Source organism: Pseudomonas sp. W2Oct36 (assembly GCF_041060465.1).
Lineage (GTDB): Bacteria > Pseudomonadota > Gammaproteobacteria > Pseudomonadales > Pseudomonadaceae > Aquipseudomonas > Aquipseudomonas graminis_B.
This window is the reverse complement of record NZ_JAUERW010000002.1, coordinates 77,860-102,974: the sequence shown is the minus strand read 5'-3', so window position 1 is coordinate 102,974 and position 25,115 is coordinate 77,860. Positions and strand designations below refer to the sequence as shown.

Sequence of the window (25,115 nt, the reverse complement as noted above, 5' to 3'; positions counted from 1 at the left end):
AATTCAAAAATTGTTTGCCCGGCTTCTCCAATAGTCTTTTTTCCACTTCTCAAACTGTGACCTATTGATTCCCGAAGGAATATCAGAACCCGAATTTATATGAATAGCACCACTGTTTTTTTGGTGAAAGCTTTGCCTAACCTCAGCAATTGGACCGTCTTGGGTTTGCAACATATGATGCAGATTGACCTTCTTGCCATCAGGTCCATATGGAGCCAAGCCATTTTTCATGAGATCCAAATTTGTAAGACCAGTTTGGCTATCCACCCTACTTGGATCAACCAAATCGTTCCTCTGATAAACTTTATTACCATTGAACTGTATTGGCTCTTGAGACCAATACTTTCTTTGCTGACCAAAGAAGCCCGTCGCCTCGCTCTCTAACGCAGCTCCAGTTGCTTTTGCACCCCAGAAATCCGCATCGTTAGCAGCAGCTTTACCGGTATCTACAAAGCCAGTTTCTCCAGAAACCAAACCTGAAGGGGTTGCTTTCGCACCCGCCAGCTCTGCCTTGGCAGCAACCTTAGCCGTAACTTTTTCCGCCAGCAAGGCCCCCCCCTTCAACGCGCCACCACCGACTGAAAGAACCGCAGCCATATCACTGATCAGTCTTCCAGTTTCGGCTCCAGCCTCAAATGCACCACTGGCCCCGGCCTCCTCATACTGCGCTTGCAAGTGATCGATACGGTCGACGTACGACTGCTTGACCGAGTCCCAAACACCACCGCTCTCAACTACCGCTTTCAGCGCCGTATAAGTCTCCGTGAGATTACCCGCCGTGCGCACGATGCCATCAACGGTGTCGTTTAGCTCCAGAACAGCACCTTTGGCTATGCCTGCTGTAAAAACGGCATCCTGGGCGATATCAATCGCTGTCCATTTGGTAGCAGTGCCTGTCCTGCACACCACACTCGGACACCCTTCCATCTCCTTATCTCGCTGGGCTTTCTGCGCTTTGCTCAGGTAGTTGTTCTGAACAGCATTTGTCCCCGCCTGCACCCCCGTCACCGCACCGCTCAGATCACCACCAGCAATCCCCCCAGCCAGCCCTGCCGCCAAGCCCGACAGCGCTGAGACCGTTTCTTTTTGCTGCTGCGTCAGATCCGCCGTTGCCGTGCCCGGATAGAGTTGGCGCGCGATGAGCTCGCCTGTCGCAGCTCCCGCAGCCCCCGCTCCCGCAGAATTGCCTTGTGCCTGCGCCACCACCGCGCCCAATACGGCATGGGCCATGATATTGAGCGCGGTGTTATCGCCAGTCGATTTCTTGATGACCTGTGCCAGGTAAGGCGCCGATGCGCCCGCAATGGCTGAGCCGATATCGCCCCCCACCAGCCCTTGCAATGCCGCTGTCACCGCCTGTGCGACACGTGGGTAATTGCCGCCGACCCCGTAGTCAGCCATGATCCGTTGATAAGCATCAGTGGCAATCAGTTGTTTTTGGTAGGCTTCGACCTCCTCTTCTTTGGCATCTTTTCCAGGCTCCTTGACCCCACGCTTATCAAGTTCAGCACGCGCCTCTTTATCGGCATCGATCTGACCTTGGGTCCGCACGATGTCTACTGTCTGAGTGCCAATATCCGCAATCAACTGCACCTGCCGCAGGCGCTTCTGCTCTTTCTCCTTATCGAAGATGGGGCTGATGCTGTCGTTGGCGTGTTCAACATCGTGGCTTAGCGTCGCAACATCCTGCTGCTGTTTGGCAGGGTCGCGAATGTCGAGGGTGCCGTTGGAAATGGCCGATGATGTCGTGCCGCTGGCACTGTCGCCATGGTTGAAGGCGATCAAGGTGCCGGTGGGCATATTGCTGATGAAAGCATTGGTGCCATCGCTGCCACTGCTGACGCTCGCGCTCTGCAACTGGCTCGTGTAGTCAGCCTTGTTTTTTAGGACGCTCCACCCGAGCGTGCCCGTGCTCAGGCGGTTCTTGTCCGGCGACGCAGTGCTGGCAATCACGCTGCCATCAAGTTGGGTATGGTTGCCCGCATCGATCTGGTAACCGCCCTTGCCGCCGAACAGGCCGGTCTGCTCTTGCACACTCTTATAGTTGGAGTCGATCTTGCTTTTGCTGACGCTCAGGTTTGCGCTACCACCGCTGCCGATGATTGCGAAGCTGATGCCCCCGCTGACATCCGTCTGTTTGGACTTGTAGTCATCGGTGTCTTGCAGACTTTGCAGCGTGAGGTCGCGACCTACGGTGGCTTTAATCTGGTATGCACTGACCTGAGCACCTTTGAGGACGGTATCTCGCCCGCTGACCAAGCTGATCTGCTTGCCCGCATCTAGCGTCGTTTCTGTCCAGGTCGTGCCGGTGCCCTTTTCGTTTCCGGTGCCCTTGTTCGCATTGGCGAAAACGCTCAGGCCACCGCCTTCGGAGCCCACGCCAAGGCTGATGCCAAGCGCTCCCCCGCTGCTGTTGTTTTTCCCATCGAGCTTTTGATTGTTAGCCGCAGCTTCCAGGCGAATATCGCGCGCGGCAGCCAGCTGCATCTCATTGCTAGCCTGAAGCTTGCTGCCTTGAACATGGATATCACCCGCGTCGCCAGGCGTACCATTACCGTCCGCCACGATGGTGAGATTATTGCCGGCCGTCAGGCTGCTGCCCTGGCTAAGGGTTTGCTCTTGGGTCTGTTTGGATTCGGACTTTTGCGAGCCCACGGAGAGGCTGATACCTACGAACTGCGCAGCGTTGTCCCCGGTCATTCCGCCGTCTTGCTGCGCTGCTTGCCAGGCCTGTACGCCGGTCAACCCTGCTTTAACACCTTGCAGCGCCGAGAGGCGGCTGTCGTCCTCGTTCTTGGCTTGCTTGGCGGTCTGGTAAGCGGCGTCCACTGCGCCACCCACGGTGCCGGATAACGCCAGAGTCAGACCGCTGGATTTGCTTTTAGCCGTCTGCTCGCTGCGGTTGTTGTTCTCAGAAGCCAGGACGCTGACATTTTGCCCAATCAGGCTGATGTCTTTACCGGCAACCACGTCAGAGCCGCGAATGGTCAGGTCTTTACCCGCCTGTACATCCACGCTGCCCAGCACACTGCCGATGTTGCTGGCCCGGGTGGTTTCGGTGCTGCTGGTGAACGTGTTTTTGTTGCTGCTTGAGCCCAACGTGACGCCGATGCCGCCAGTGCTCAGCAGGCCTGATTTTTTGGTTGAGGACGAATGGCTTTGTTCAAAGGTTTCCGTCGCGCCGTCGATCACCACATTGCGCCCGGCAATCAGGCTGGTGGCGTTGGTAGAAACCACGTCACTGGCCGCAGTGCCGATGTCTCGACCGGCACGTACGACGACGGTGTCCGCACTGACTGAAGAGCCCTGCTGGCTGATCTGGTTACTGCTGTCGATACGCGTTTTCGAGCTGCTGGACAACAACCCGCTGCTGGTTTTGGTTTTCCGGTAATAGCTGTAGTCGCTGTTCTGCGCGGCGTTCAGCGCCAGATCATTACCTGCGTAAAGGTAGGCTTCCTTGCCCGCACTCGCGCGGCTGGAGCTGAGGGCGAGGTCATTGCCTGCACTCAGTGAGAGATTTTCACCGGCCACCAAAGAGGTGCCCACTTGTTGAACATGGTCTTCCTGTTGGGTGATCTTCTTGGAATTAGAGGCCGAATGCTGTTCATTCGCCGCCGACGCCAGGTTCAAATTCCCATTGGCCACCATCGCCAGATCACGCGTTGCATTCAACTGGCTGCCAATCGCACTGATGTCCCGCGCAGCCACAACCTGGAAGTCTCGCCCCGCCTCCACAACGGTGCCGTACTGGGCCACGCTGCTACTGCGTGAGCGAGTGCCGACGCTATTGGCAGTGCGCTGTTCGGCGGTAGCCAGATTTACGTCGCGCCCGGCTTGTATGCGGGTGTCGGCGCCGCTTTTCAGCGCGCCGCCGGTGCTGTTGACGTCACGCCCGGCTTGGAGAGTCAGGGTGTTGGCGGCTTCGATGCGCCCGGCGTTGTCGACAAAGTCGGTGCGTTCGGTGCGGTAGCCGCTGCTGCTCTGGTGGCTGGTTACGCTGCGTTCGTTGAGCACGTCACCGTTGATGGCACCCACGCTGACGTCGCGCCCGGCGATGATGCCGCCAGCGCGGTTGGTCAGGCTGTTGCCGGCGAGCAGGTCGAGTCGGTTGCCGGCTTCGGTGAGGCCGCTGTTGACCATGTTGCGCCCGGCGCTGGCGGCGAGGTTGTTGGTCGCGCGCAGGGTGCCGACGTTGTTGAGGTCGGTGCCGGACACCAGATTGAGATCGCTGCCGGTGATCAATGCGCCGTTTGGCGCCAGGCGGTTGTTGGCCTGGGCCAGGTAGAGCACCGGCACCAAAACTTGCTGGCCGGCGACGGTGGCGTTTTCCATCCACACAATGTCGTGGGTCAGGGCGGCGACCTGTTCGGCGGTGAGGCTCACGCCCACCGACAGATTAAGCGCCTGCTTGCTGCCGATCGCGTTGTCCATCAGGTACTGGAACATCGCTGTATCGCTGGTAATACCGTCGATGAAGCGCTGGCCGGTGCGGGCGATGATGGCCTGTTGGATCAGGCGTTGTTCATAGAAACCATCACCCAGGCGTTTCTGCGCCTGGTCCGGGTCGTAGCCCAGTTTGGACAGCAGGTAATCGGAACTGAGGAACTGACCGAGGTTGGTCAGTGCGGGATTGGTTTCGATCAGGTATTTCTGCGGGTTGGAGACGAACTGGCTGTCCGGCAGGCCTTGCACGCGATTGATGACTACACCGTCGGCCGAGGTGCCGCTGCCAGGTACGATCGGGCCACTGGCCGGCGCACGGTCAACGGTGCCGCCACTCAGGGTCCAGCCCTGAGGGCCGGTGCTGGCAGGCGCGCTGGCGCTTTCACCGCTGAGGCGGAAAAGGCCGCCCTGCCCGCTGGGCAAGGTAAAGCCGGGCAAGCTCAGCGGGTTGATCTGCTGCTGGGCCAGGTCAGGAGGTAATTGCTGGTTAAGGGTGATGCGGGTCGAGTAACCGGTAGCGCCGCTGGCGCCTGTAGCATCGGTACCGGTTTTGGCGCCCGCGCCCACGTAGGTATAGCCCGGGCGCACCACGGTGTTATCGATGTTGTTCTGGGTGATGACAGTGGCCGCGCCGCCGGCCTGGATGATGCCGGCGTAACGTTGGTCGCCCGTAGCAATATTGGTGACACGGCGCAGCGAGACGCTTTCCTTTTCAGTGGTGCCGGTAGGCAAGCAGCCAAGATGAAGATAAAGGAGGCAGACTCATTCGAGTTGTAAAGGGCTTAACACTCAACTAAATCCGCCAGCTTCTCGCTGAAACTTTACGTATTAAACAAAACTTTCCTCAGCAAGGCCTGCCTCTCAGCCTGAGCCCCTACGGCTGAAGTGAAGCACTGATCATAGGCAGCGATTTTCAAAACTCCACCCAAATCTTCTACTTCAAAGCAGTCGACATCCATTAACGTCTTTTCGTCCACACCCTCTACCTGAAGCAAGGATTTATTTACCCACATGACAGCGCCAACTGCCTCAATATAGCCGCTTTTTAAAACCCAGCGCCCAAGATTTTTTGATATATCTACGATCTCTTGGGTCAACGGAAAAGGAAGCCCGTTACTTCTCTTGGGCAGATGAGCATGCTCAGCGCACTCAACTTCAAAGAGCGTAAGACTCTCGGCATTCTGCCAACGCTCATACTCAGCGTCGTAAATTCGCGCCTGAACAAATCCGGACTCATCGATCAACCCTTCCATCAAGGATTGGGCCACCTCAATCGAGTTAGCCAAGTGCTTCATATCAAGCCGATAAATCGCTTTATCTGCCACATACGAAAACTCAACAGAACCGTTTGCCAGTTCAATAAAAAACTTCGACACTTATTTTTTATCAAGTAATCCGAGACGTCCGTCAACAATAATCTCTTGCCCGAGAATCCATCAGTGACGGCACTTTCATTAATTTTTCTGAGCGGCTGGATCAGGCTTCCCCACACATCTGAAGTGCAATCACGTAACCTCTCGTTAAAAACAACTTCAATTTCAACCATATGATTAGCCACAAAATCGTTTAGTGATCACGCTAATATTATGTTGCTTTCCGTACTCTATTACCTTGCTCGCGTCCGCCAACCCACCCCGCTGGAACCCAATGGGCAAAATCTTCGTTTACGGCGAAAATAGGGGTCAGACCACTGTTATCTTCCAAGACCTTGTAATTTACCGCCTGCACTCAATAAAATATTTCGGGAAGGGCCAATACGATAGCAGCCCCGTCATTAGCGCCCCTCCAAAGAAAGCAATCGAAGCAGGAAACATGCTGTTCACAACGCTCAAACTGAAACTATTACGACGTAAATGAGAATCCGCCAAAAACATATATAAAGAAGCAACTACAGCCCCGAAAATCGAAACACTCCTGCAAACTTTTAAAGTTCCAGTCGGCTTAACAATGTTTATACAGCATGCAAATGCAAGGGAAGGCAAAAAACTAGCTCCGCAATAAATGGAGCAGTCAACAGAATTGAAAACGCGTCCCCCCCCTCACTTTCCCTGGCTAACCAGCGTTGCTAAAACAGTCCTACAAGCATGACTATTAGAGAAATTGGTTCTATGAGCAGACCTGCGAAAAAAGGGCAAAATAAAAATATGAAGAATATTTTCATTGCTAGGTATTTTTTTTAATTTCATTGCGCGCACCTTGGGCTCGCTCAATAACCCAGCAACTTACATCCGAATTTAAATCTTGGCTTACAAGCCAAATATCAACGCCACCCTCTATGCGCTGAGTTTCCACAAAACGTATATATATCGTAAAGCTATCGACCCAATCCTAGCAAAAATTGGCCGAACCACCTCACCACTAATCAAGCAACTAAGTAACAGTTTCTTGATCACCAATGACTGAGTCAAACAGGACGCCGACGATGCCAGCCGCGATCAACCGCTGCCTCACTTCCTCACTAACTATAATAGCGCCCAAATACTTTTTTAGTCTAAAAATATGACTTGCACCTACCTTATCCAGATCGATTACTAAATTGTAGAAAGCACGGTAATTGCCAGCCATATCAGGCCTGACAGGATCATCAACTTCAAACTTTTTGAAGCGCGAGCATTTTTCATCTACACAATCAATTTGCGTCTCAATGATCATCAGGAAATAGTTCTGGCAAACTTCTTTATTACTTATTTCAACTGGCGCAAAAATGACATCTCGATAAGGCTCATCAACTTCTCGCAAGCCGACTAGCGAATTCCGTGCTTTTTCGCTTAAGACTGGAACACCTGCGTATCCAGCGAGGGAATAATCAACCTCTCTACCGTCGAACTTGACATCAAGCGTATACGTACCTGGCTCCATGAAATTAACTGGAGGATCACTAAAATGCCAGTTATTTACATGCTTTACGTCGCCAAGCACCCACTTATCGCAGACAGTTACGTCTTGCCGCATTAAATAATATTTCATCTCAGTCCCTCGTAAGCCACTTATTAACTTCACTACCCACGATTACTGCCTCCTTCTTAATCCCCTCTAATGTTCTCGTCACAGCTGATTGATAAGCTTGGGTCCCTGGCTCTAATCCTCGAGTAGCCTGCTCCAAGCTACCAAATACATACTGATGGTACTCGATAGGATGAGGCCCTCTGTGTCCTGGCACCGCAACCAAATTTTCCGTGGCGCTGTTAATATTAAGATTAGCTCCATCAAAGAATTGCTGGTATTCCTTTGTCCACGCAATCTGCCCATTCGCTCCAGAGGTACATTTATTAGTGCAAATATGGTGTATGGGTATGGATTCATAATTTACGGGTGCAGGAACACTAGCCCGACCGCCATCCAATGTAACATAGCCGCCACTGTTATCTCGGTACACTGGCTTTCCTTCTGCAGTATAACGCCCAGTTGAGTTATACACTCCACCTCTAGGTCCTGTGACCGTGGCCGTGCCGTCTGCATTCCGACTCAGATGATAGTCTACTGGTACGTTGAACTCAGGTGAAGCTAGGGCTAAAGGCTTGCCTGATGGTACCTCTCCAACTGCTTTCAAGTTGCCCGTTGACAGTTCTTTCGAAAGCCCCTCTACCAAATCTGCAGACTCGGCGACCTTACCTTCCAGATAAAGTTTTTTAGCTTTCCCTAAGATTTTCTGGGCTGCATCGCCGGCGCCCGGGATCAGCCCAACACTCGCCACTGCATAGTCAAACGGATCCTCAGCCTCATAAAAGCCCTTCGCATCGCCGTAAACCGGAATGAAGTCTGATCCAAATTCAGCGAGCTGCTTAGCCAGTCGCTCTGTCTGAGCAAGGGCAATCGGGCTATCTACTTGCCTAATGCTTCGAAGCTCCGCCTCAATGGAATACGCCGCAAGCTCCTTATTTTGATCAATTTGCTTAGCCTGCTCTTTAGCCTCAGGACCGAATCTCGCAACCACCAGGCTTCTAGCAGCCGCGGATGCTTCTTGCCGTAAAAAACGACAGGTAGTACCAGCACCATTCGCAGTGCAGGCCGTGGTTAGCGCCAAATCTCGATTTTTATCTAGAGCATCCAGAGCGTCAGCACGCCCGCACGCAGCGCTATCTCCGCCCTGGCATTTTTTCTTGGCAGCCCAGCGCTCTTGATTTTCTTCATGATTTAGATAGTTGTACTGTGTCGAATTTCCCGCAACCCATGCTCCGGTTTGCAAACTCTCACCGTCAGCATCGCTGTCAACCGAGGCCGCCAACACGCCAATCAACTGCGAACTCATCACCAGCAAACTTTTTCTCTTATCCTCAGGCATGCTGGCGTACTGTTTGGAGAGGCTATCCACCAAAGCCTCATTCACACCGGCTGCCAATGCGCCGGTGCGGAAATCGCCGCCAGCCGCTTCAGCTGCCAGCCCGCCCATCAACGCGTGCAGTCCAATCTTGGTGATGCCGCCGTCGGCAAATCGATTCTTGGAGACGTCACCAATCATGTTGAAGCCATAAGCAGCAAATGCATTGGCAAGGCTGCTTTGCAATGCGTCCCCAAGGCTGGCCTCCCCTCCCAGCGCCTTAGTCAGGATGGCCGATGTGCCATTTTGCAGAACCTGATTCGCAGTGAATTGACCAACACCTTGCCAAGTACTCAGTGGGCTAGCAGAGGCTACTGCGCCTGAGTTAGGCAGCGCGGTAGTAGTGCCCGTCTGCGTGCTGGTCCAGTCGTCATACAATCCTGCGGTTAGCCCTGCAGTAACACCGGATGCAACATAGCCTCGCATCGCATCGCTGGAGGTTACGTCCTTAAACACTGCGCCTAAATTGCCACGGTTATTGATCGTACTGATCGCACCATTACTGGCCATGCCGCCAAGAACGACGCTGCCCGCAGCATTGGCCCAGCCTGCCGCAGACGTGGCGGTGGCAGCAGCCGTCGCACCAGCCATCGACGTGCCCGTTCCAGCAGCGGCGATTGCACCCGTGGCAGCCCCCATCGTGAAGTAGGTAACAATGATCGCTATGACAATTTGCGCGCCGGCACCCAGGCCTGAGTTGCTGTATTTGAAGCTGTCGTGCAGCTCTTTGACCTCACGCCAGTCAACATCGCCGCGCTGCTCCATTTGCTTGATCCAGGCGAGGCTTGGGTCCGCTTGGACCATCGCGTCAATGGTCTGGCTTACGGTGTTCTGGTTAACCTGCCTTACATCAATCCTTAAGCCGTCCACGGCCTTGATCGCCAACTCGCCCTGCGCCTTCAACTCACTCTGACGCAACGTCTCGTCGGTATTACCCTTACCCTTGGCGCTCGTCCAGGCTAGGTCACCCTTGCTTTTCTCGTGGCTCTCTTGATGCAAGTCTTTAACCGCTTCGAACGTCACCGCGCCGTCGCTGGCAATCGTCAGGTCATTAGCGCTGTCGAGCTTGGCGCGCTGATACAACTGGTCGCCGCCACTGACAAGCGATAAGTCGCTCCCCGTCTTGATCTCAGTGCCGACATTGGTAACGCGGGTTACCTCATCGCGCTGGGTCTTTTTGGAGCCCCAGCCGCTGTTTTTCTTCATGTCGTAGAGGGTGTGCGTGCTGTTCTCAGCCGCCAACAAACTCAACTTATCCCCGCTGTACAGATAAGCCTCATTCCCCGCGCTGATCTTGCTCGCCACAATCGTCGTATCGCGCCCGGCCTGGCTCACAAAGTCCCCGCCTGCCGTCAACACGCTAGCCACTTGGGTAGTCTGGTCATCCGAGGTCTTGATGCGTTCCTTGCCGTGTTTTTCCTTGCCCTCGACGTTGTGCATCTCGCTGACCGACGCCACGTTGAAGTCGCGCCCGGCCTGAATATTCAGGTCTTTGCCGGCTGTGGCCGTGCTGCCGATGATGTTGACGTCCTGCCCGGCTTTCATATTGAGGTTGCCGCCTGCCGCGACGCTGGCGGCGAGGTTTTTGACGTCGGTGGTGATGCTGGATTTTTCGCCGCCGTCGCGGGTCTCGTGCTTGACGCGGGTGTCGCTGGCGGCGATCAGGTTGAGGTCGCGGCCGGCGGTCAGGTTGGCGTCTTTGCCGGCGGTGAGTGCGCCTCGGTTGGTGAGGTCGCGCCCGGCGTCGATGGCGAGGTTTTCGCGGGCGACGATGGTGCTCGCGCTGGTGTCGGTGAGGGTGCGCATGCCGGCGCCGTCACGTACCTGGATCGCGGTGTTGTCGTTGGTGATGTCGCCCTTGAGGGCGGCGAGGCTGACTTGGTTGCCGCGAATTTCGCCGGCCATGGCGTTGCGGATGCTGTCCTGGGCCAGCAGGCTCAGGTTGTTGCCGGCTTCCATCAGGCCGCCGGTGTAAATGCTGCCGCTGCTGACGGCGGAGAGGTTGTTGCTGGCGCGCAGGGTGCCGACGTTGATCAGGTCGCCGCCGGTGACCAAGTTGAGATCGCGGCCCTGGATCAGGCTGTTGCCGCGTACGTTGCGTGATTCGGCCTGGGCCAGGTAGAGCACCGGCACGAGGACGGTCTGGCCGTCGACCACGCGGTTTTCCATCCACACGATGTCGTGGGTCAGAGCGCCGACTTGCTGGCTGGTGAGCGTCACGCCGAGGCTCAGGCGCAGGGCGTCTTTGCTGGCGAGGGCGTTGTCCATCAGGTAGCGGAATTGGTCGGCGTCGCTGTAGAGGCCGCCGGCGAGGAAGCGTTGGCCGGTTTGCGCGAGGACGGCGTCGCGGATCAGACGGCTCTCGTATTGGCCATCGCCCAGGCGGCGCCAGGCGTTGTCATCGGTTAACCCGAGTTTGCCGAGCATGTAATCGGAGCTGAAAAAGCCCGTGGTGGTGGCAAATTCCGGGTTGGTCTCGATCAGGTAATGGCTGGTCGGGTCGGGGTTTTTGACGAACAGGCCGTACTCGCCCTTGGGCGTCTGGAAGTTCGGCGCGGTGGTGGGGTCGACCGGCGCGAACGGCGTGCCGGTGTAGTCCACGGGTACGAAGCCGCCGCCGGGGGCGACGCTGGCAACCGGCAACAGGCTACCGGCGGCTTGAGCGCTTGGGTCGTTGGCGTGTTTGCTCAGGTTGATATTGATGCCGCCGACGGGGATCCCGGTCTGGTCGTCGCCCAGGGTGCCGGTCAACTGCGCCAGAGTGTTGTTATGCAGCGTGCCGTTTTGCAGGGTGCGCGCGACGTTGAGGTTGACGGTGCCGCCGGCTTGTATCGTGGCCGCGTAGCCTGGGCCGCCGTTGTCGGTCCAAGTGGTGACGTCGCTTGAGTGGGCGAAAGGCTGGCTATCGGGTGAGCGGTTTTTCAGTTCTTCGAAGCGCGCCTTATCGAAATGCCCAGCCGCCGTGGCCGCATTGAACGCTGGAACGTCGACATATTGCATGCGTTCAAACAAATCGTCGGAAACGTGACCTGGCGTGCTGACGACAATCTTGCGCTCCCCTGTGCGTGTCGCGGCGCCCTGATTCAGCAGGTCACCGGCGGTGATACTCAGGTCGCCGTTGGCTGCCATCAGGCTGTAGCGGTTCTGCACATTGTCGCCTTGCACCAGCATGTTTTTGCCAGCCACCAGGCGCGCCGCTACCGAATCCTTGGTCGCCGCCTCAAGGTACGTCTCGTAGATGGTGATCTCGCCACGTTCCCAGCTGTCTTTCTCGCCGCAGTGCTGGTAACAGATCCAACTCAGGCTGCCGGTGGTCAACGTCTGCCCGAGTTCGAACTCGTCTTTGGCGTTTTCGATAAATCCTGCATTGATGCCGATGGAGCCTTCGCTTTCCACGGTGCCGGAGCGGTTGCTGAACAGCGCCGCCTTGCCGCCATCCGCCGCTGCAAAACTCAGGTCGCCCTTGCTGTAAACGTCGCCATACAGGTTGCTGAAACCATTACCGCGCAACGTCATGTCGCCGCCGCTGAACAACAGCGTGTCTGCCGCGTTGTTGATACCGTTGACGGCCGTCAGGTTCACCGCGCCTTGAGCACCAAGGGTGCCCCGGTTATTGATCTGCGTCGCTGCGATGTCCAGCTGCTGACGCGCGGTGAGTAAACCGAGGTTGTCCAGAGTCCCGCCCAGCTTGACCTGGGTATTGAGGCCTGCGAGACGGCCGCCGTTCTGGCTGAGGTTATTCGCCGCCACACTCAGTGTTTGCAGGGCTGACACCCGGCCGCTGTTGGTCATGTCGCCGGTGGTGGTGATGCTTAGGTCACCGTCGCTGAGCAGTTCTCCGCCGTTGTTCAGGCTGGCTACGTCGAGGATCAAACCCTTGCCGCTGGCCATGCGATCGCCCGCCTTCAGGGTCAGGCCTTGGGTGCTTTTATAGGTGAGGACTTCGTTTAGTTGCACGCTCCCCAGGCCATCGACGGTGCCGAATGCCCAGTCGGCGCTGCCCATGCCGTTGATAGTGCCTTGGCTACCGGTGAGGCTGGCGGTATTGATGTGGAACGCGCCCAAGCCCGCATGCTGCAACAGGCCAGACGTGTTGTTCAGGCTGGCAGCATCGAGGTTGAAAGCCGTGCTGCCGAATTCGAGGGTGCCGTTCTGGTTGTTGAGTGCGCCGCTGAGGTTGAGGCTACTACTGGCACCGGCCAGTGCACGCAGCTGGCCGCCGGCGCTATTGTCGAGGTTGCCGCCCGTGAAGGTCAGACCCTGGTTGGCCTCGATCAGGCCGCCGTTGTTGGTGAGCGTGTCGCGTGAAGTCAGGTTGATCAGGTTGCCGCTGATCTGGCCATCTGCGCTGTTGTCGAGGCTGGCGCCGCTGACGGTGGCCTGTTCTTTGGCGAACAGTTTGCCGCCGCGATTGGCCAGGGCTTCGACGGTCAGCTGCAAGTTGCCGAGCAAGCTTGCCATCAGGCCGCCGTCGCCGTTGTCCGCCGCGTTGGCGGTGACGGTCAGGGTATCGCCCTGCACGGTGCCACCGCTGTTGTTCAGGCTGCCGGTATCCAGCTGGGTGTGCGCGCCTGCGCTGAGGATCAGGCCTTTACGATTGGACACATCGCTGCCGCTATAGCTCAGGCCTTGATCGCCAGCCAGCAGTTGGCCGCCGCCGTCGTTGTTCAGGTGTTGGGCGGTGATGTCCACGCGCTTGCCGCGTAAAGTGCCGCCGATGTTATCGAGGGTAGTGAGGGCCTTGACCAGAATGCTGCGCTCACCCGCATCAAGGGTGCCGCCAGCGTTGGTCAGCAGGTCGCTGACGTTGAAGGTGATGTCGCCGCCGTCGCTGACCAGGGCACCTTTATTGCTGTTGGTGAAGGTCGGCGCAGTCACTTCGACCGACTGGCCGAGCAGGATGCCCGCGCTGTTGTCGAGGCGCTCGCCGTCCAGCTGCAACAGGCCTTCGCTTTGAATGCGGCCTTGGGCGTTGAGCAATTGGCCCGGTCCTTTGAGCAGCAGGCTCACCCCTTGCGCACCACCGGCCAGCAGGCCAGCGTCACGGTTGTCCAGGCTGGACGCGCGTACGTCGAGTTGATCACCCAGCACACGCCCGGCGCGGTTGTCGATGTCACCGCCACTGGCGTCGAGCAGCAGCTGCTTGCCGACGATCACGCCGCTCTGGTTATTGAGTTTCGCAGCGTGAAGCTCCACGTTGCCCTGCCCGGATTGCAAGCGGCCCTGAGCGTTATTGAGCTGCTGGGCGGTTACCACGGTCAACTTGCCGGTATTGGCGCTAAGTACGCCATTGGCGTTGCTGCTAACGCTGCCTGCGTTGAGATTCAGGTCGGTGCCGGCCTGGGCAAAACCCTGGCTGTTATTCAAGGCATTGGCGACGGAGAGGTTCAGCGCGCCGTTGTCGGCCTGGATCAGGCCCTTTTGGCTGTTGTCGAGGTCGCCGGCGTTCACCGTCAGCGCACCGGCGACCAGCACGCCGTTCTGGTTGTTGAGGCTGGCTGCGTTGACCGTCAGGTCGTTGGCGACGATTTGCCCGCCACTGTTGTTCAGGGCGGCACTGCTGAGCACCAGGCTGCCGCCGGCCATTTCAATGCGGCCCTGGCGGTTATCCAGGGAGGCCGTGTCGAGCGTCGTGGCCTGGCCTTCACCGAAGCGAATCAAGCCGCCCAGGTTGGCAATGGCAGGTGCGCTGATTGCCAGGTTTTGCTCGCCGAAGATGCGTGCGGTGGCGCCCTGATTGGTCAGGTTGCTCGTATTGACGCTGACGGTTTTGGCCTGGACGATGCTGCCCTGGTTGGTCAGCGCCTGCGCGGCGGTGATCGCCAAGGCGCGGCTGGCCAGCAGGTCGCCACTGGTGTTGACGGTTTGCGCGTTCACCACCAGGTCGCCGGTGGCGTTGCGGCTGTTGTCCGCTGCCACGCCCGCTTCTATGATGCCGGCGTTGGTCACGCTGGCCGCGTTCAGTTCAATGCGTTGGCCGGCGGCCACGCTCTTCTGGTTGACCAGGGCTTGAGCGCTGGTGATGTTTACGTTGCCGGTGGCGTAAACCTTGTCAGTCAGGTTAACGCTCTGCGCCGTAACCCTTACGTTACCGGTGGCCGCCGCCTGAGCCATGCTCAGGCGCCCATTGGCATCCAGTTGAATATCCCCGCCACTGGCCGCCAGCGTGCCGTCGAGCTTCACGCCCACACCGGCCTCGGTGCCCACCAGTTTGATCGCGCCGGCGTACATCCCGCCCAGGGCCGACGAGTCAATCGCCAGCTCGGGCTTGGTGCTGCCATCGTCTGCGCGGGGTGTGGCTGTCAGGCTTTGGGCGTCCACATCGTTGCGACCGGCGATCACATTCAGTTCGCGCGCATTGATCTGCGCGTTGATCTTGGCCGAGCGGGTGATGATGTCGAAGCGGTCGACGTTGCTGGCGTTCAAGCCTTCCCCGTCGATGGTCACGGCGCCGCCGTCGACCTGGTAGCTTTTCAGTTGGCCGTTCGCGTCGAGCACCGGCTTGCCGGTGGTGAGGGTGACGTTCGGTGTGTTGATGAAGCCGCAGCCGCTGCAGGTAACACCGTACGGGTTGGCAACGATGACTTTGGCCGACTGCCCCGCCACTTCGGTGTAGCCGCGCAATTGGCTGGGGTTGCTGCCGGTGACTTCGTTGAGGATAACGTTGGCCGCGCCGCCCTTGAGGTTGGGGTTGCCGACGATATAGCCGCCCAACTGGGTGTTGGCCACAATGCCGGTGGCGTTGTTGAGGATCACGCCGTTGGGGCCGACGTTGTAGTCCTGGAACTTGTTATGGGACAGGCCGCTGCCGTTCGGCGTGGCGATGTTCACCACGGGCACGCCGTTGCCCGCCTGGCCTACGGTGGTGCCCGGGGCACTGACCACGATGCCTTCGGCCTGAGCCAGCAGTGGCTGCCAGAACAGCGCATTGATCAGGATCAGCACCAGGCCGCGCTTGGGCAGGCCGAAGAACGAGTCCCGCGGCTTCAGCGCAGAAGAAGGTTGGCGAGCGAGGAAGGCAAACTGGCGAACGTCCATTGTCAGATTCTCGATGTAACGGGGCGTTGAATTACAGGAAGAAATCCATACGGAAGTAGATCGGCGCTTCGCGCTCGGTGACTGCTCCCGGTCTTTCTAAAGAATGGGCAAAGGTCACGCTGGTGCTGACGTACTTGCCCCGAGCGAACAGCTCCAGGGAATTGCTGGACACTCGACCATGCACGTCGCCGTTGTAGCGGTCGTTGCTGATCACGCCCTGGTCGTAGCCGACGCTGGTGCCGTACTCGGCAAAGGCCGGGCGCATCCAATCCAGCGTTACCGGGCGTGCCCAGCGCACTTCGTTGCGCCAGTAACCGCCGCTGTCGCCGGTAAGCTGCTGGTCCTTGAGGCCGCGTACCGAGGCCGAGCCACCCAGGCTCATGCGTTGCGGGCTGAAGAGGATGTCTTCGCTACGCTGACCGGTGGCCAGGCTGGAAAAACTGAACAACTCGCCCCACAGCGTGAACGGCTGCAGGTAGCTGACGGTGCCGGTGTATTTGCGGTAGCGCGAATTGGCCTGCCGGTTGCCGAACTCATCGCGTTCTTCTTCAGACTGGGCATCGAGCAGGCCGATGCCGTTCTGCATGCCGAGGTCAAGGTTGACGAACGCATTGCCGATGCGCCGACCGTGGTTGAGGCCGAGTTGGAGTTCGCTGAGGCGGTTACTGCTCGGCTCGGTGCGCACGTCGAGCACGTAGTTGTTGGTACGCAGATGGGCCAGGCCGACGTTCACCGAGGTCTTGCTCACGTCATCGCGATGGATCACCCGCTCGGCGCGCAGCTGGTGGTTCTCGTTATCGCCATTGAGCTTGAATTCGCTGCTGTCGGTCTGGCCGTAGGTGCGATAGTCGCTTTCGCTGTACGTGTAGCTGAAGTTCCACCAGCCCCACGGCACGTTGTAATACAGCATGTTGTTTTTCGAGGTTTCCTGGTGGTCACTGACAGCGTCGTGGCCGCTGCGCAGTATCAATTGGTCGCCCAGGCCCAGCGGACTGTCCCATTCCAGGCCCGCGTCCCATTGCTGTTCACCGGTGCTTTCCTGGCCGTCGTTGTTACGCGACAGGCTGGCGCGCCAGGGCTTCTGCGGGATGTTCCTGACCACTACGTCACTGCCGCCGATTTGCTGGCCCGGGGTCAATTGCATTTGCGCCTGCCTGGAGGGCAAGCGGTTGAGTTGGTCCACCAGTTGCTCGATCTCGCGCAGGTCGAGCGCCTCGCCGACTTTGCCTGGAAAGGCCATAGCCAGTTCGCGGTCCGTCACGGTGCTGCCCTCGGCGGCTTTCAACGCTTCGAGTTTGCCTTCGACCACCAGCACCTGCAGGTGACCGCTGGAGAGGTCTTGTTGCGGCAAGTAGGCACGGCTGGTGACGCGACCCTTGTCGATGTAGTAGTCGGTGATGACCTTGAGCAGTTCGTTGAGCTGCGTCACGCCCAGGCATTGGCCGATGTAAGGTTTGAGCAGGCGCGTGCGGTCGGTGGCGGACAGGCTGTCGGCCCCCTTGAGTTCGATGTCCTGGATCGGGAAGCAGCGGCTGTCGGCCGGCGTGGCCGGGGCCTCGGGCTTGGCCTGTTTGCCGGGCAAGTCCTGAAGCTCTTGCAGGCGGCGGCTTTGCTCTTCGAGCAGGCGGTTCTGCCGGTCGCGGATCAGGTCTTGATCGCCGGGCGTGGGGGCAGCGGTGGCGCTGTTCAGGCTCACACACGTGAGCAGGAAGGTGCACAGCAGTAACCGAATCCGTGGCAATGACAAGGGCATGTTCGATCCGTCGAAAAATCAAGGGGCGGCAAATTAACATCGAACCCCCCGGTGATCCAAAGCGTTGGATCAGATGGGCGTTCTTGACAAATAATTCTGCAAGTCTTTGATTGGTATAGGAATAAAGTACAAAAAAGAGTTACAGCCTGTTACCGGCGTGGTTGTTCCGACAAGCGGCAGCCGTTTGGTAACAGAGCGGCGAAGTTTACCGAGATGCTATTAATTAGCCATCAAGCTACTGCCGAGACACCTTAGTACCGAGGAATGCAGGAAAGTTCGCACGAGGTTTGTGAACTGGATCCCAATTATCAAACTGCCGCGCCAACTCAGAGGGTAGATCCACGCGCTGAGGTCTGTGCTTATCTCACCGGCAGGTTAACGCGCACTAAACTGCGCTTTAAACGGCATAAAAGCTCACCGGAGTGAGCTTTACGCTTAACGCGTCGAGGGCTTCGATTCCCTAATTCGCTGGGACGGTGGCGACCTCGGCCAATGCCCTGTGGATAACTTATTCCACCGTCACAGACTTCGCCAAGTTACGCGGCTGATCCACGTCCGTCCCCTTGAGCACTGCCACGTAATACGAAAGCAGTTGCAGCGGGATGGTGTAGAGAATCGGCGTCAGTGCATCGAGGATATGTGGCATGGAAACCACATGGGTGCCCTCTCCGTTGATCAGCCCAGCCTGTTCGTCCGCGAAGACGATCAGCTCGCCGCCCCGTGCCCGCACTTCCTGCAGGTTGGACTTCAGCTTCTCCAGCAGCTCGTTGTTAGGTGCCACGGTGACAACAGGCATGTCGCTGTCCACCAAGGCCAACGGGCCGTGTTTCAGTTCGCCGGCCGGATAGGCTTCGGCGTGGATGTAGGAGATTTCCTTGAGCTTCAACGCGCCTTCCATCGCCACCGGGAATTGCGCGCCACGCCCCAGGAACAGGGTGTGATTCTTCTCGGCGAACAGTTCGGCAATTTTCTCCACCGTTGTGTCCATCGCCAGCGCTTCACCCAGGCGGGTCGGCAGGCGGCGCAGTTCTTCAACCAGTTCTGCTTCCACGCCAGCTTCCAGCGTGCCTTTGACCTGACCCAGGGACAGCGTCAGCAGCATCAGCGCGACCAACTGGGTGGTGAACGCTTTGGTCGACGCGACGCCGATTTCCGGGCCGGCCTGAGTGAGCAGGGTCAGATCGGACTCACGCACCAGCGAACTGATGCCCACGTTGCAGATCGCCAAGCTGGCAAGAAAACCCAGTTCCTTAGCATTGCGCAGCGCGGCCAAGGTGTCAGCCGTCTCGCCGGACTGGGAGATCGAAACGAACAGCGTGTCCGGCTGGACCACGACTTTGCGGTAGCGGAATTCGCTGGCCACCTCGACCTGGCAGGGAATACCAGCCAGGCCTTCGAGCCAGTAACGCGCGACCATGCCGGCGTGATAGCTGGTGCCGCAGGCGACGATTTGCACGTTGCGCACTTTAGCGAACAGCTGCGCCGCTTGCGGCCCGAATGCCTGCACCAGAACCTGCTGCTGACCGAGGCGGCCTTCCAGGGTGCGCTGCACGACTTTTGGCTGCTCGTGGATTTCCTTGAGCATAAAGTGGCGGTACTCGCCTTTGTCCGCCGCTTCTGCGCCCTCGTGGTACTGAACGGTCTCCCGCTCGACGGGCAGGCCGGAGGCGTCCCAGATCTGCACGCTGTCGCGGCGGATCTCGGCGATGTCGCCCTCTTCCAGGTACATGAAGCGATCGGTGACCTGACGCAATGCCAGTTGATCGGAGGCGAGGAAGTTTTCCCCAAGGCCCAGGCCCACCACCAGCGGACTGCCACTGCGAGCGGCAATCAGGCGATCCGGTTGCTGTGCGCTGATGACCGCAAGACCATACGCGCCGTGCAGTTCTTTGACCGTAGCCTTCAAGGCAGCGGCCAGGTCAGGGGTGTCCCGCAGTTTGTGGTGCAGCAGGTGGACAATGACCTCGGTGTCCGTGTCAGACGTGAACACGTAACCCAGACCCTTCAAGCGCTCGCGAAGCGGCTCATGGTTTTCGATGATGCCGTTGTGGACCACCGCCAATTGCTCGTTGGAGAAATGCGGGTGCGCGTTGTGCTCCAGCGGTGCGCCATGGGTCGCCCAACGGGTGTGGGCAATGCCGAGGCGTCCTGTCACCGGTTCGCCGGCAAGAGCCCGCTCCAGTTCGTTCACCTTGCCGACTCGACGACGACGCTCGAGCACGCCGGCGTTGTTGAATAACGCTACGCCAGCGCTGTCGTAGCCCCGGTATTCCAGGCGCTTGAGACCCTCCAGCAGGATCGCAGTCACATTCCGTTCAGCAACAGCGCCGACAATTCCACACATGGTCTTCTCCTAGGAAACAGCAGCGCAAATCAAGGTTACGCCGCGAGCCTGAATTTGTTCGCGTGCCTCTTGAGGCAGGCGATCATCGGTAATGAGGGTATGGACGCTGCTCCAGGGCAGCTCCAGATTGGGAATCTTGCGCCCGACCTTGTCAGCCTCGACCATCACGATCACTTCCCGGGCGACTTCGGCCATCACCCGGCTGAGGCCGAGCAGTTCGTTGAATGTGGTTGTGCCGCGAGTCAGATCAATGCCATCGGCACCGATAAACAGCTGATCAAAATCGTAGGAACGCAGCACCTGCTCTGCCACCTGGCCCTGAAACGACTCTGAATGCGGGTCCCACGTGCCGCCGGTCATCAGCAGGACCGGTTCGTGCTCCAGCTCACCCAGCGCGTTGGCGACATGCAGTGAATTGGTCATCACCACGAGGCCCGGCTGCAACCCCAGCTCCGGGATCATCGCAGCCGTTGTACTGCCGCTGTCGATGATGATCCGTGCGTGTTCCCGAATGCGGGCAACCGCCGCGCGTGCGATGGCTTGTTTGAACCTGGAAACGGGCTGGCCGGGTTCGCCGATCAATTCCTGGGGCATGGGGATGGCGCCGCCGTAACGACGAAGCAGTAACCCGTTGCTTTCGAGCGCAGCCAGATCCTTCCGGACCGTCACCTCGGAGGTCTCAAAGCGCTTGGCCAACTCATCCACACTTACCTCGCCCCGCTCATTGAGCAAAGCAAGGATGTTATGGCGGCGCTGGGGCGTATTACGTTTCGACATGATGATCTTAAGTTTCGATTCGAAAGTTAACGATCACAATGAAAGCTCATCGAAAGATATACGTCAAGGGGAGAGAGGCGTTTCTAGAGAAGGAATCAGGGATTTGCTTGAACGGATGCCATCCAAAACCCGGCATCGGCTGCTTGTCTGGCAAGCAGCCGAACAGACCTGTGGATAACTTAGTCTTTCTTGATTTTCACCGGACGCCTCCAGCCTTCTATGTTGCGTTGACGCGCACGGGCGACCGCAAGCTGTTCGGCGGGTACATCCTGATTGATGGCAGAGCCGGCGGCAGTGCTCGCGCCCGACGCGATATGCACAGGGGCCACCAGCGAGTTGTTCGAGCCAATGAATACGTCTTCGCCCATCACCGTCTTGTGCTTGTTCGCGCCATCGTAGTTGCACGTAATGGTGCCTGCCCCGATGTTGGTACGCGCGCCGATGACCGCGTCACCCAGGTAGGTCAGATGACCCGCCTTGGCACCCTCGCCCAGATGAGCATTCTTCAATTCTACGAAGTTACCCACGTGGGCGCGGGCGTCGAGCACACTGCCTGGGCGCAGACGAGCGAAAGGCCCCGCATCCGCGCCTTCGCCCACGATTGCGCCTTCCAGGTGACTGTTTGCCTTGATGATTGCGCCTTTGCGCAAGGTGCTGTCCTTGATCACGCAGTTTGGCCCAATCGAAACGTCGTCTTCGATCACCACTCGGCCTTCAAGGATGACGTTCACGTCGATCATCACGTCGCGGCCCGTGGTGACGTCGCCACGAACGTCGAAACGCGCCGGGTCCCGAAGGGTGACGCCCAACGCCATGAGTCGGCGGGCTTCGCGCTGCTGGTAATGACGCTCGAGCTCGGCAAGCTGTTTACGATCATTGGCGCCCTGCACTTCCATCGCATCTTCAGGCTGTGCGGTGGCGACTACCAAGCCATCGCTGACGGCCATCGCGATAACATCGGTCAGGTAATACTCACCTTGAGCATTGTTATTGGAAAGGCGGCCCAGCCAGTCGGCCAGGTGCTTGCCCGGTACTGCGAGTATTCCGGTGTTCCCTTCCTTGATAGCCTTCTGCGCTTCCGTTGCATCCTTGTGCTCGACGATGGCAGTGACGCGGTGCTCCGTGTCACGAACAATCCGACCGTAGCCGGTTGGGTCATCCAGGGTGACTGTCAGCAGGCCCAGTTGCTGATGGTTTACCAGGGCAAGCAAGCGGTGCAAGGTCTCCACTTTTATGAGCGGGACGTCGCCGTAAAGAATCAGGACGGTTTCGGCGGTCAATACCGGCAGCGCTTGCGCGACTGCATGGCCTGTCCCCAATTGTTTGTCCTGCAGAACAAAACTCAGATCATCGCTGGCCAGTTGCTCGCGGACCCGCTCGGCGCCATGCCCGATAACCACATGAATGCCTTGGGGTGAAAGCTGCCGTGCGCTATGGATAACATGACCGAGCATCGATTTACCGGCCACAGGATGCAACACCTTGGGCAGAGCAGAACGCATGCGAGTGCCCTGACCCGCAGCAAGAATGACGATATCGAGAGACATGAAGGGATTCCAGACGAGCAGGCCACATTAGCCAAGCTGATGATTCGGGCGAGAAAGCCGAAAAAAGAAAAAGGGTAGCCGAGGCTACCCTTTTACTCAATCGCGCAACGAGACGTCGGGGTTAGCCGCCGAACTTCTTGCGAATTTGCTGAACGGTGCGCAGCTGAGCCGCGGCCTCCGCCAGACGTGCAGCAGCAGATCCGTAATCGAAATCTGCGCCTTTTTCATTCAGAGCACGCTCGGCAGCCTTGACGGCTTCCTGAGCTGAGGCTTCGTCCAGATCAGCAGCGCGTTGCACGGTATCGGCAAGCACTTTGACCATGTTCGGTTGAACCTCAAGGAAACCACCGGAGATGTAAAACACCTCGGCTTCGCCACCCTGCTTGATCAGACGGATCGGACCTGGCTTCAGATCGGTGATCAACGGTGCGTGACCTGGAGCAATACCGATATCACCCAGGTTACCGTGTGCAATCACCATCTCGACCAGACCGGAGAAAATCTCTCCTTCCGCGCTGACGATATCGCAATGGACTGTCATAGCCATTTGCCTGCCTCAACCTGATTAGCGCCCGTTGCCGGGCGCCTGGATTACAGTTTCTTGGCTTTCTCGATCGCTTCTTCGATGCCGCCGACCATGTAAAACGCCTGTTCAGGCAGATGGTCGTAGTCACCGGCGAGGATGCCTTTGAAGCCAGCAATGGTGTCTTTCAGGGAAACGTATTTACCCGAGGCACCGGTGAAGACTTCAGCCACGAAGAACGGCTGCGACAGGAAGCGCTGAATCTTACGAGCGCGGGATACCAACTGCTTGTCGGTTTCCGACAGCTCGTCCATACCCAGGATCGCGATGATGTCTTTCAGCTCTTTGTAACGCTGCAGAACATACTGAACGCCGCGAGCGGTGTCGTAATGCTCCTGACCGATGACGTTCGGGTCCAGCTGGCGCGAAGTCGAGTCCAGTGGATCGACCGCTGGGTAGATACCCAGGGATGCGATGTCACGGGACAGAACGACAGTGGCGTCCAAGTGAGCAAACGTTGTAGCTGGCGATGGGTCAGTCAAGTCATCCGCCGGTACGTATACCGCCTGGATCGAAGTGATCGAGCCTTCCTTGGTCGAAGTGATGCGCTCTTGAAGCACGCCCATCTCTTCAGCCAGCGTCGGCTGGTAACCTACTGCAGACGGCATACGGCCCAGCAGTGCGGATACTTCAGTACCGGCCAGTGTGTAACGGTAGATGTTGTCGACGAACAACAGAACGTCGTTACCTTCGTCACGGAACTTCTCAGCCATGGTCAGGCCAGTCAGGGCGACGCGCAGACGGTTACCCGGCGGCTCGTTCATCTGACCGTAGACCAGCGCTACTTTGTCCAGAACGTTGGAGTCCTTCATCTCGTGGTAGAAGTCGTTACCCTCACGGGTACGCTCGCCCACACCGGCGAACACGGAATAACCGCTGTGCTCGATGGCGATGTTACGGATCAGTTCCATCATGTTTACGGTCTTGCCGACACCGGCACCACCGAACAGACCGACTTTACCGCCTTTGGCAAACGGGCAAACCAGGTCGATGACCTTGATGCCGGTTTCCAGGAGGTCGTTGCCGCCAGCCTGATCAGCGAACGAAGGCGCAGGACGGTGAATGCCCCAGCGCTCTTCGGTCTCGATCGGGCCCGCTTCATCGATCGGGTTGCCCAGTACGTCCATGATCCGGCCCAGCGTCGCTTTACCGACCGGTACGGAGATAGCTGCGCCGCTGTCGATAACGTCCAGACCGCGCTTCAAGCCTTCGGTGGAACCCATCGCAATGGTACGAACTACGCCGTCGCCCAGCTGCTGCTGAACTTCCAGAGTAGTTTCCGCGCCTTGTACTTTCAGCGCGTTGTAGATGCTCGGTACGCTGTCGCGTGGAAATTCCACGTCGATCACGGCGCCGATGATTTGAACGATACGTCCGCTACTCATTAGCTGGATCCTCTGAATATTTGAACCGTTAAACCGCGGCAGCGCCGCCGACGATTTCCGAGATCTCTTGGGTGATCGCTGCCTGACGCGCCTTGTTGTAGATCAGCTGCAAATCGCTGATCAGATCACCGGCGTTGTCAGTGGCGTTCTTCATCGCGATCATCCGCGCAGCCTGTTCAGCCGCGTTGTTCTCGACCACCGCCTGATAGACCTGTGACTCCACGTAACGGACCATCAAGCCGTCCAGCAGCTCTTTGGCGTCGGGTTCGTACAGGTAATCCCAGTGGTGCTTGAGTTCTTGATCCTGGGTCGCGACCAACGGAATCAACTGCTCGACCGTTGGCTGCTGAGTCATGGTGTTGATGAACTTGTTGGACACCACGGACAGGCGATCAATACGGCCCTCCAGGTAGGCATCCAGCATCACCTTGACGCTGCCGATCAAATCGTTGATCGACGGCTCTTCGCCCAAGTGGCTGATCGCAGCGACGACGTTACCGCCGAAGTTGCGGAAAAACGCCGCACCTTTGCTGCCGACCACGCACAGATCGATCTCTACGCCGTTTTCACGGTTCTTCGCCATGTCCTTGACCAAAGCCTTGAACAGGTTGGTATTCAAGCCACCACACAGACCACGGTCACTGCTCACCACGACGTAACCGACGCGCTTTACTTCGCGCTCGATCATGAAGGGATGACGGTATTCCGGGTTAGCGTTGGCGAGATGACCAATCACCTGGCGGATGCGCTCCGCGTAAGGACGGCTAGCAGCCATGCGCATTTGAGCCTTGCGCATTTTACTGACCGCCACTTTTTCCATGGCGCTGGTGATCTTTTGCGTGCTTTTGATGCTCGCAATCTTGCTGCGAATCTCTTTTGCGCCTGCCATGTAACACCTATCAGGTTAGCAAGCGGGAACCTCGCGGC

Annotated in this window: 10 protein-coding genes and 1 pseudogene; all 11 read right to left on the bottom strand. The window is 58.0% G+C overall.

The features are described from left to right. Positions 1-3 precede the first annotated feature (3 nt). Positions 4-4,686 (bottom strand): annotated as a pseudogene (locus tag QWI18_RS03190) (hemagglutinin repeat-containing protein); the annotation flags it as partial. Positions 4,687-5,264: 578 nt separating this feature from the next. Further along, the gene (locus QWI18_RS03185; protein ID WP_244656892.1) at positions 5,265-5,819 is read right to left on the bottom strand and encodes a hypothetical protein; all 555 of its coding nucleotides are present in this window, start codon (positions 5,817-5,819) and stop codon (positions 5,265-5,267) included. 994 nt (positions 5,820-6,813) lie between these two features. Beyond that, complete coding sequence (locus tag QWI18_RS03180; RefSeq protein ID WP_192130598.1) at positions 6,814-7,410, bottom strand: DUF1629 domain-containing protein; 597 nt, start codon at positions 7,408-7,410, stop codon at positions 6,814-6,816. Position 7,411: 1 nt separating this feature from the next. After that, a complete protein-coding gene (locus QWI18_RS03175; RefSeq protein ID WP_369318197.1) occupies positions 7,412-15,799 on the bottom strand; it encodes a DUF637 domain-containing protein in 8,388 nt (2,795 codons plus the stop codon). 31 nt (positions 15,800-15,830) lie between these two features. Next, entirely contained in the window at positions 15,831-17,552 is a 1,722-nt protein-coding gene (locus QWI18_RS03170) for a ShlB/FhaC/HecB family hemolysin secretion/activation protein (protein ID WP_369318196.1), read from the bottom strand. A gap of 508 nt (positions 17,553-18,060) precedes the next feature. After that, a complete protein-coding gene (glmS, locus tag QWI18_RS03165; RefSeq protein WP_369318195.1) occupies positions 18,061-19,896 on the bottom strand; it encodes a glutamine--fructose-6-phosphate transaminase (isomerizing) in 1,836 nt (611 codons plus the stop codon). A 9-nt stretch (positions 19,897-19,905) separates the two neighbouring features. Continuing rightward, the gene (locus QWI18_RS03160; protein ID WP_208600742.1) at positions 19,906-20,676 is read right to left on the bottom strand and encodes a DeoR/GlpR family DNA-binding transcription regulator; all 771 of its coding nucleotides are present in this window, start codon (positions 20,674-20,676) and stop codon (positions 19,906-19,908) included. A 176-nt stretch (positions 20,677-20,852) separates the two neighbouring features. Continuing rightward, on the bottom strand, positions 20,853-22,220 hold the full coding sequence (gene glmU, locus QWI18_RS03155) for a bifunctional UDP-N-acetylglucosamine diphosphorylase/glucosamine-1-phosphate N-acetyltransferase GlmU (RefSeq protein WP_192130596.1): 1,368 nt from the start codon (positions 22,218-22,220) through the stop codon (positions 20,853-20,855). A 121-nt stretch (positions 22,221-22,341) separates the two neighbouring features. Beyond that, a complete protein-coding gene (locus QWI18_RS03150; RefSeq protein WP_037016911.1) occupies positions 22,342-22,767 on the bottom strand; it encodes a F0F1 ATP synthase subunit epsilon in 426 nt (141 codons plus the stop codon). 44 nt (positions 22,768-22,811) lie between these two features. Continuing rightward, positions 22,812-24,188 (bottom strand): F0F1 ATP synthase subunit beta, encoded by a 1,377-nt coding sequence (gene atpD, locus QWI18_RS03145; RefSeq protein ID WP_065988059.1) that lies wholly within the window; start codon positions 24,186-24,188, stop codon positions 22,812-22,814. A gap of 28 nt (positions 24,189-24,216) precedes the next feature. Further along, positions 24,217-25,077: a F0F1 ATP synthase subunit gamma gene (gene atpG / locus QWI18_RS03140; protein WP_037016916.1), complete on the bottom strand. Its 861-nt coding sequence runs from the start codon at positions 25,075-25,077 to the stop codon at positions 24,217-24,219. Positions 25,078-25,115 lie beyond the last annotated feature (38 nt).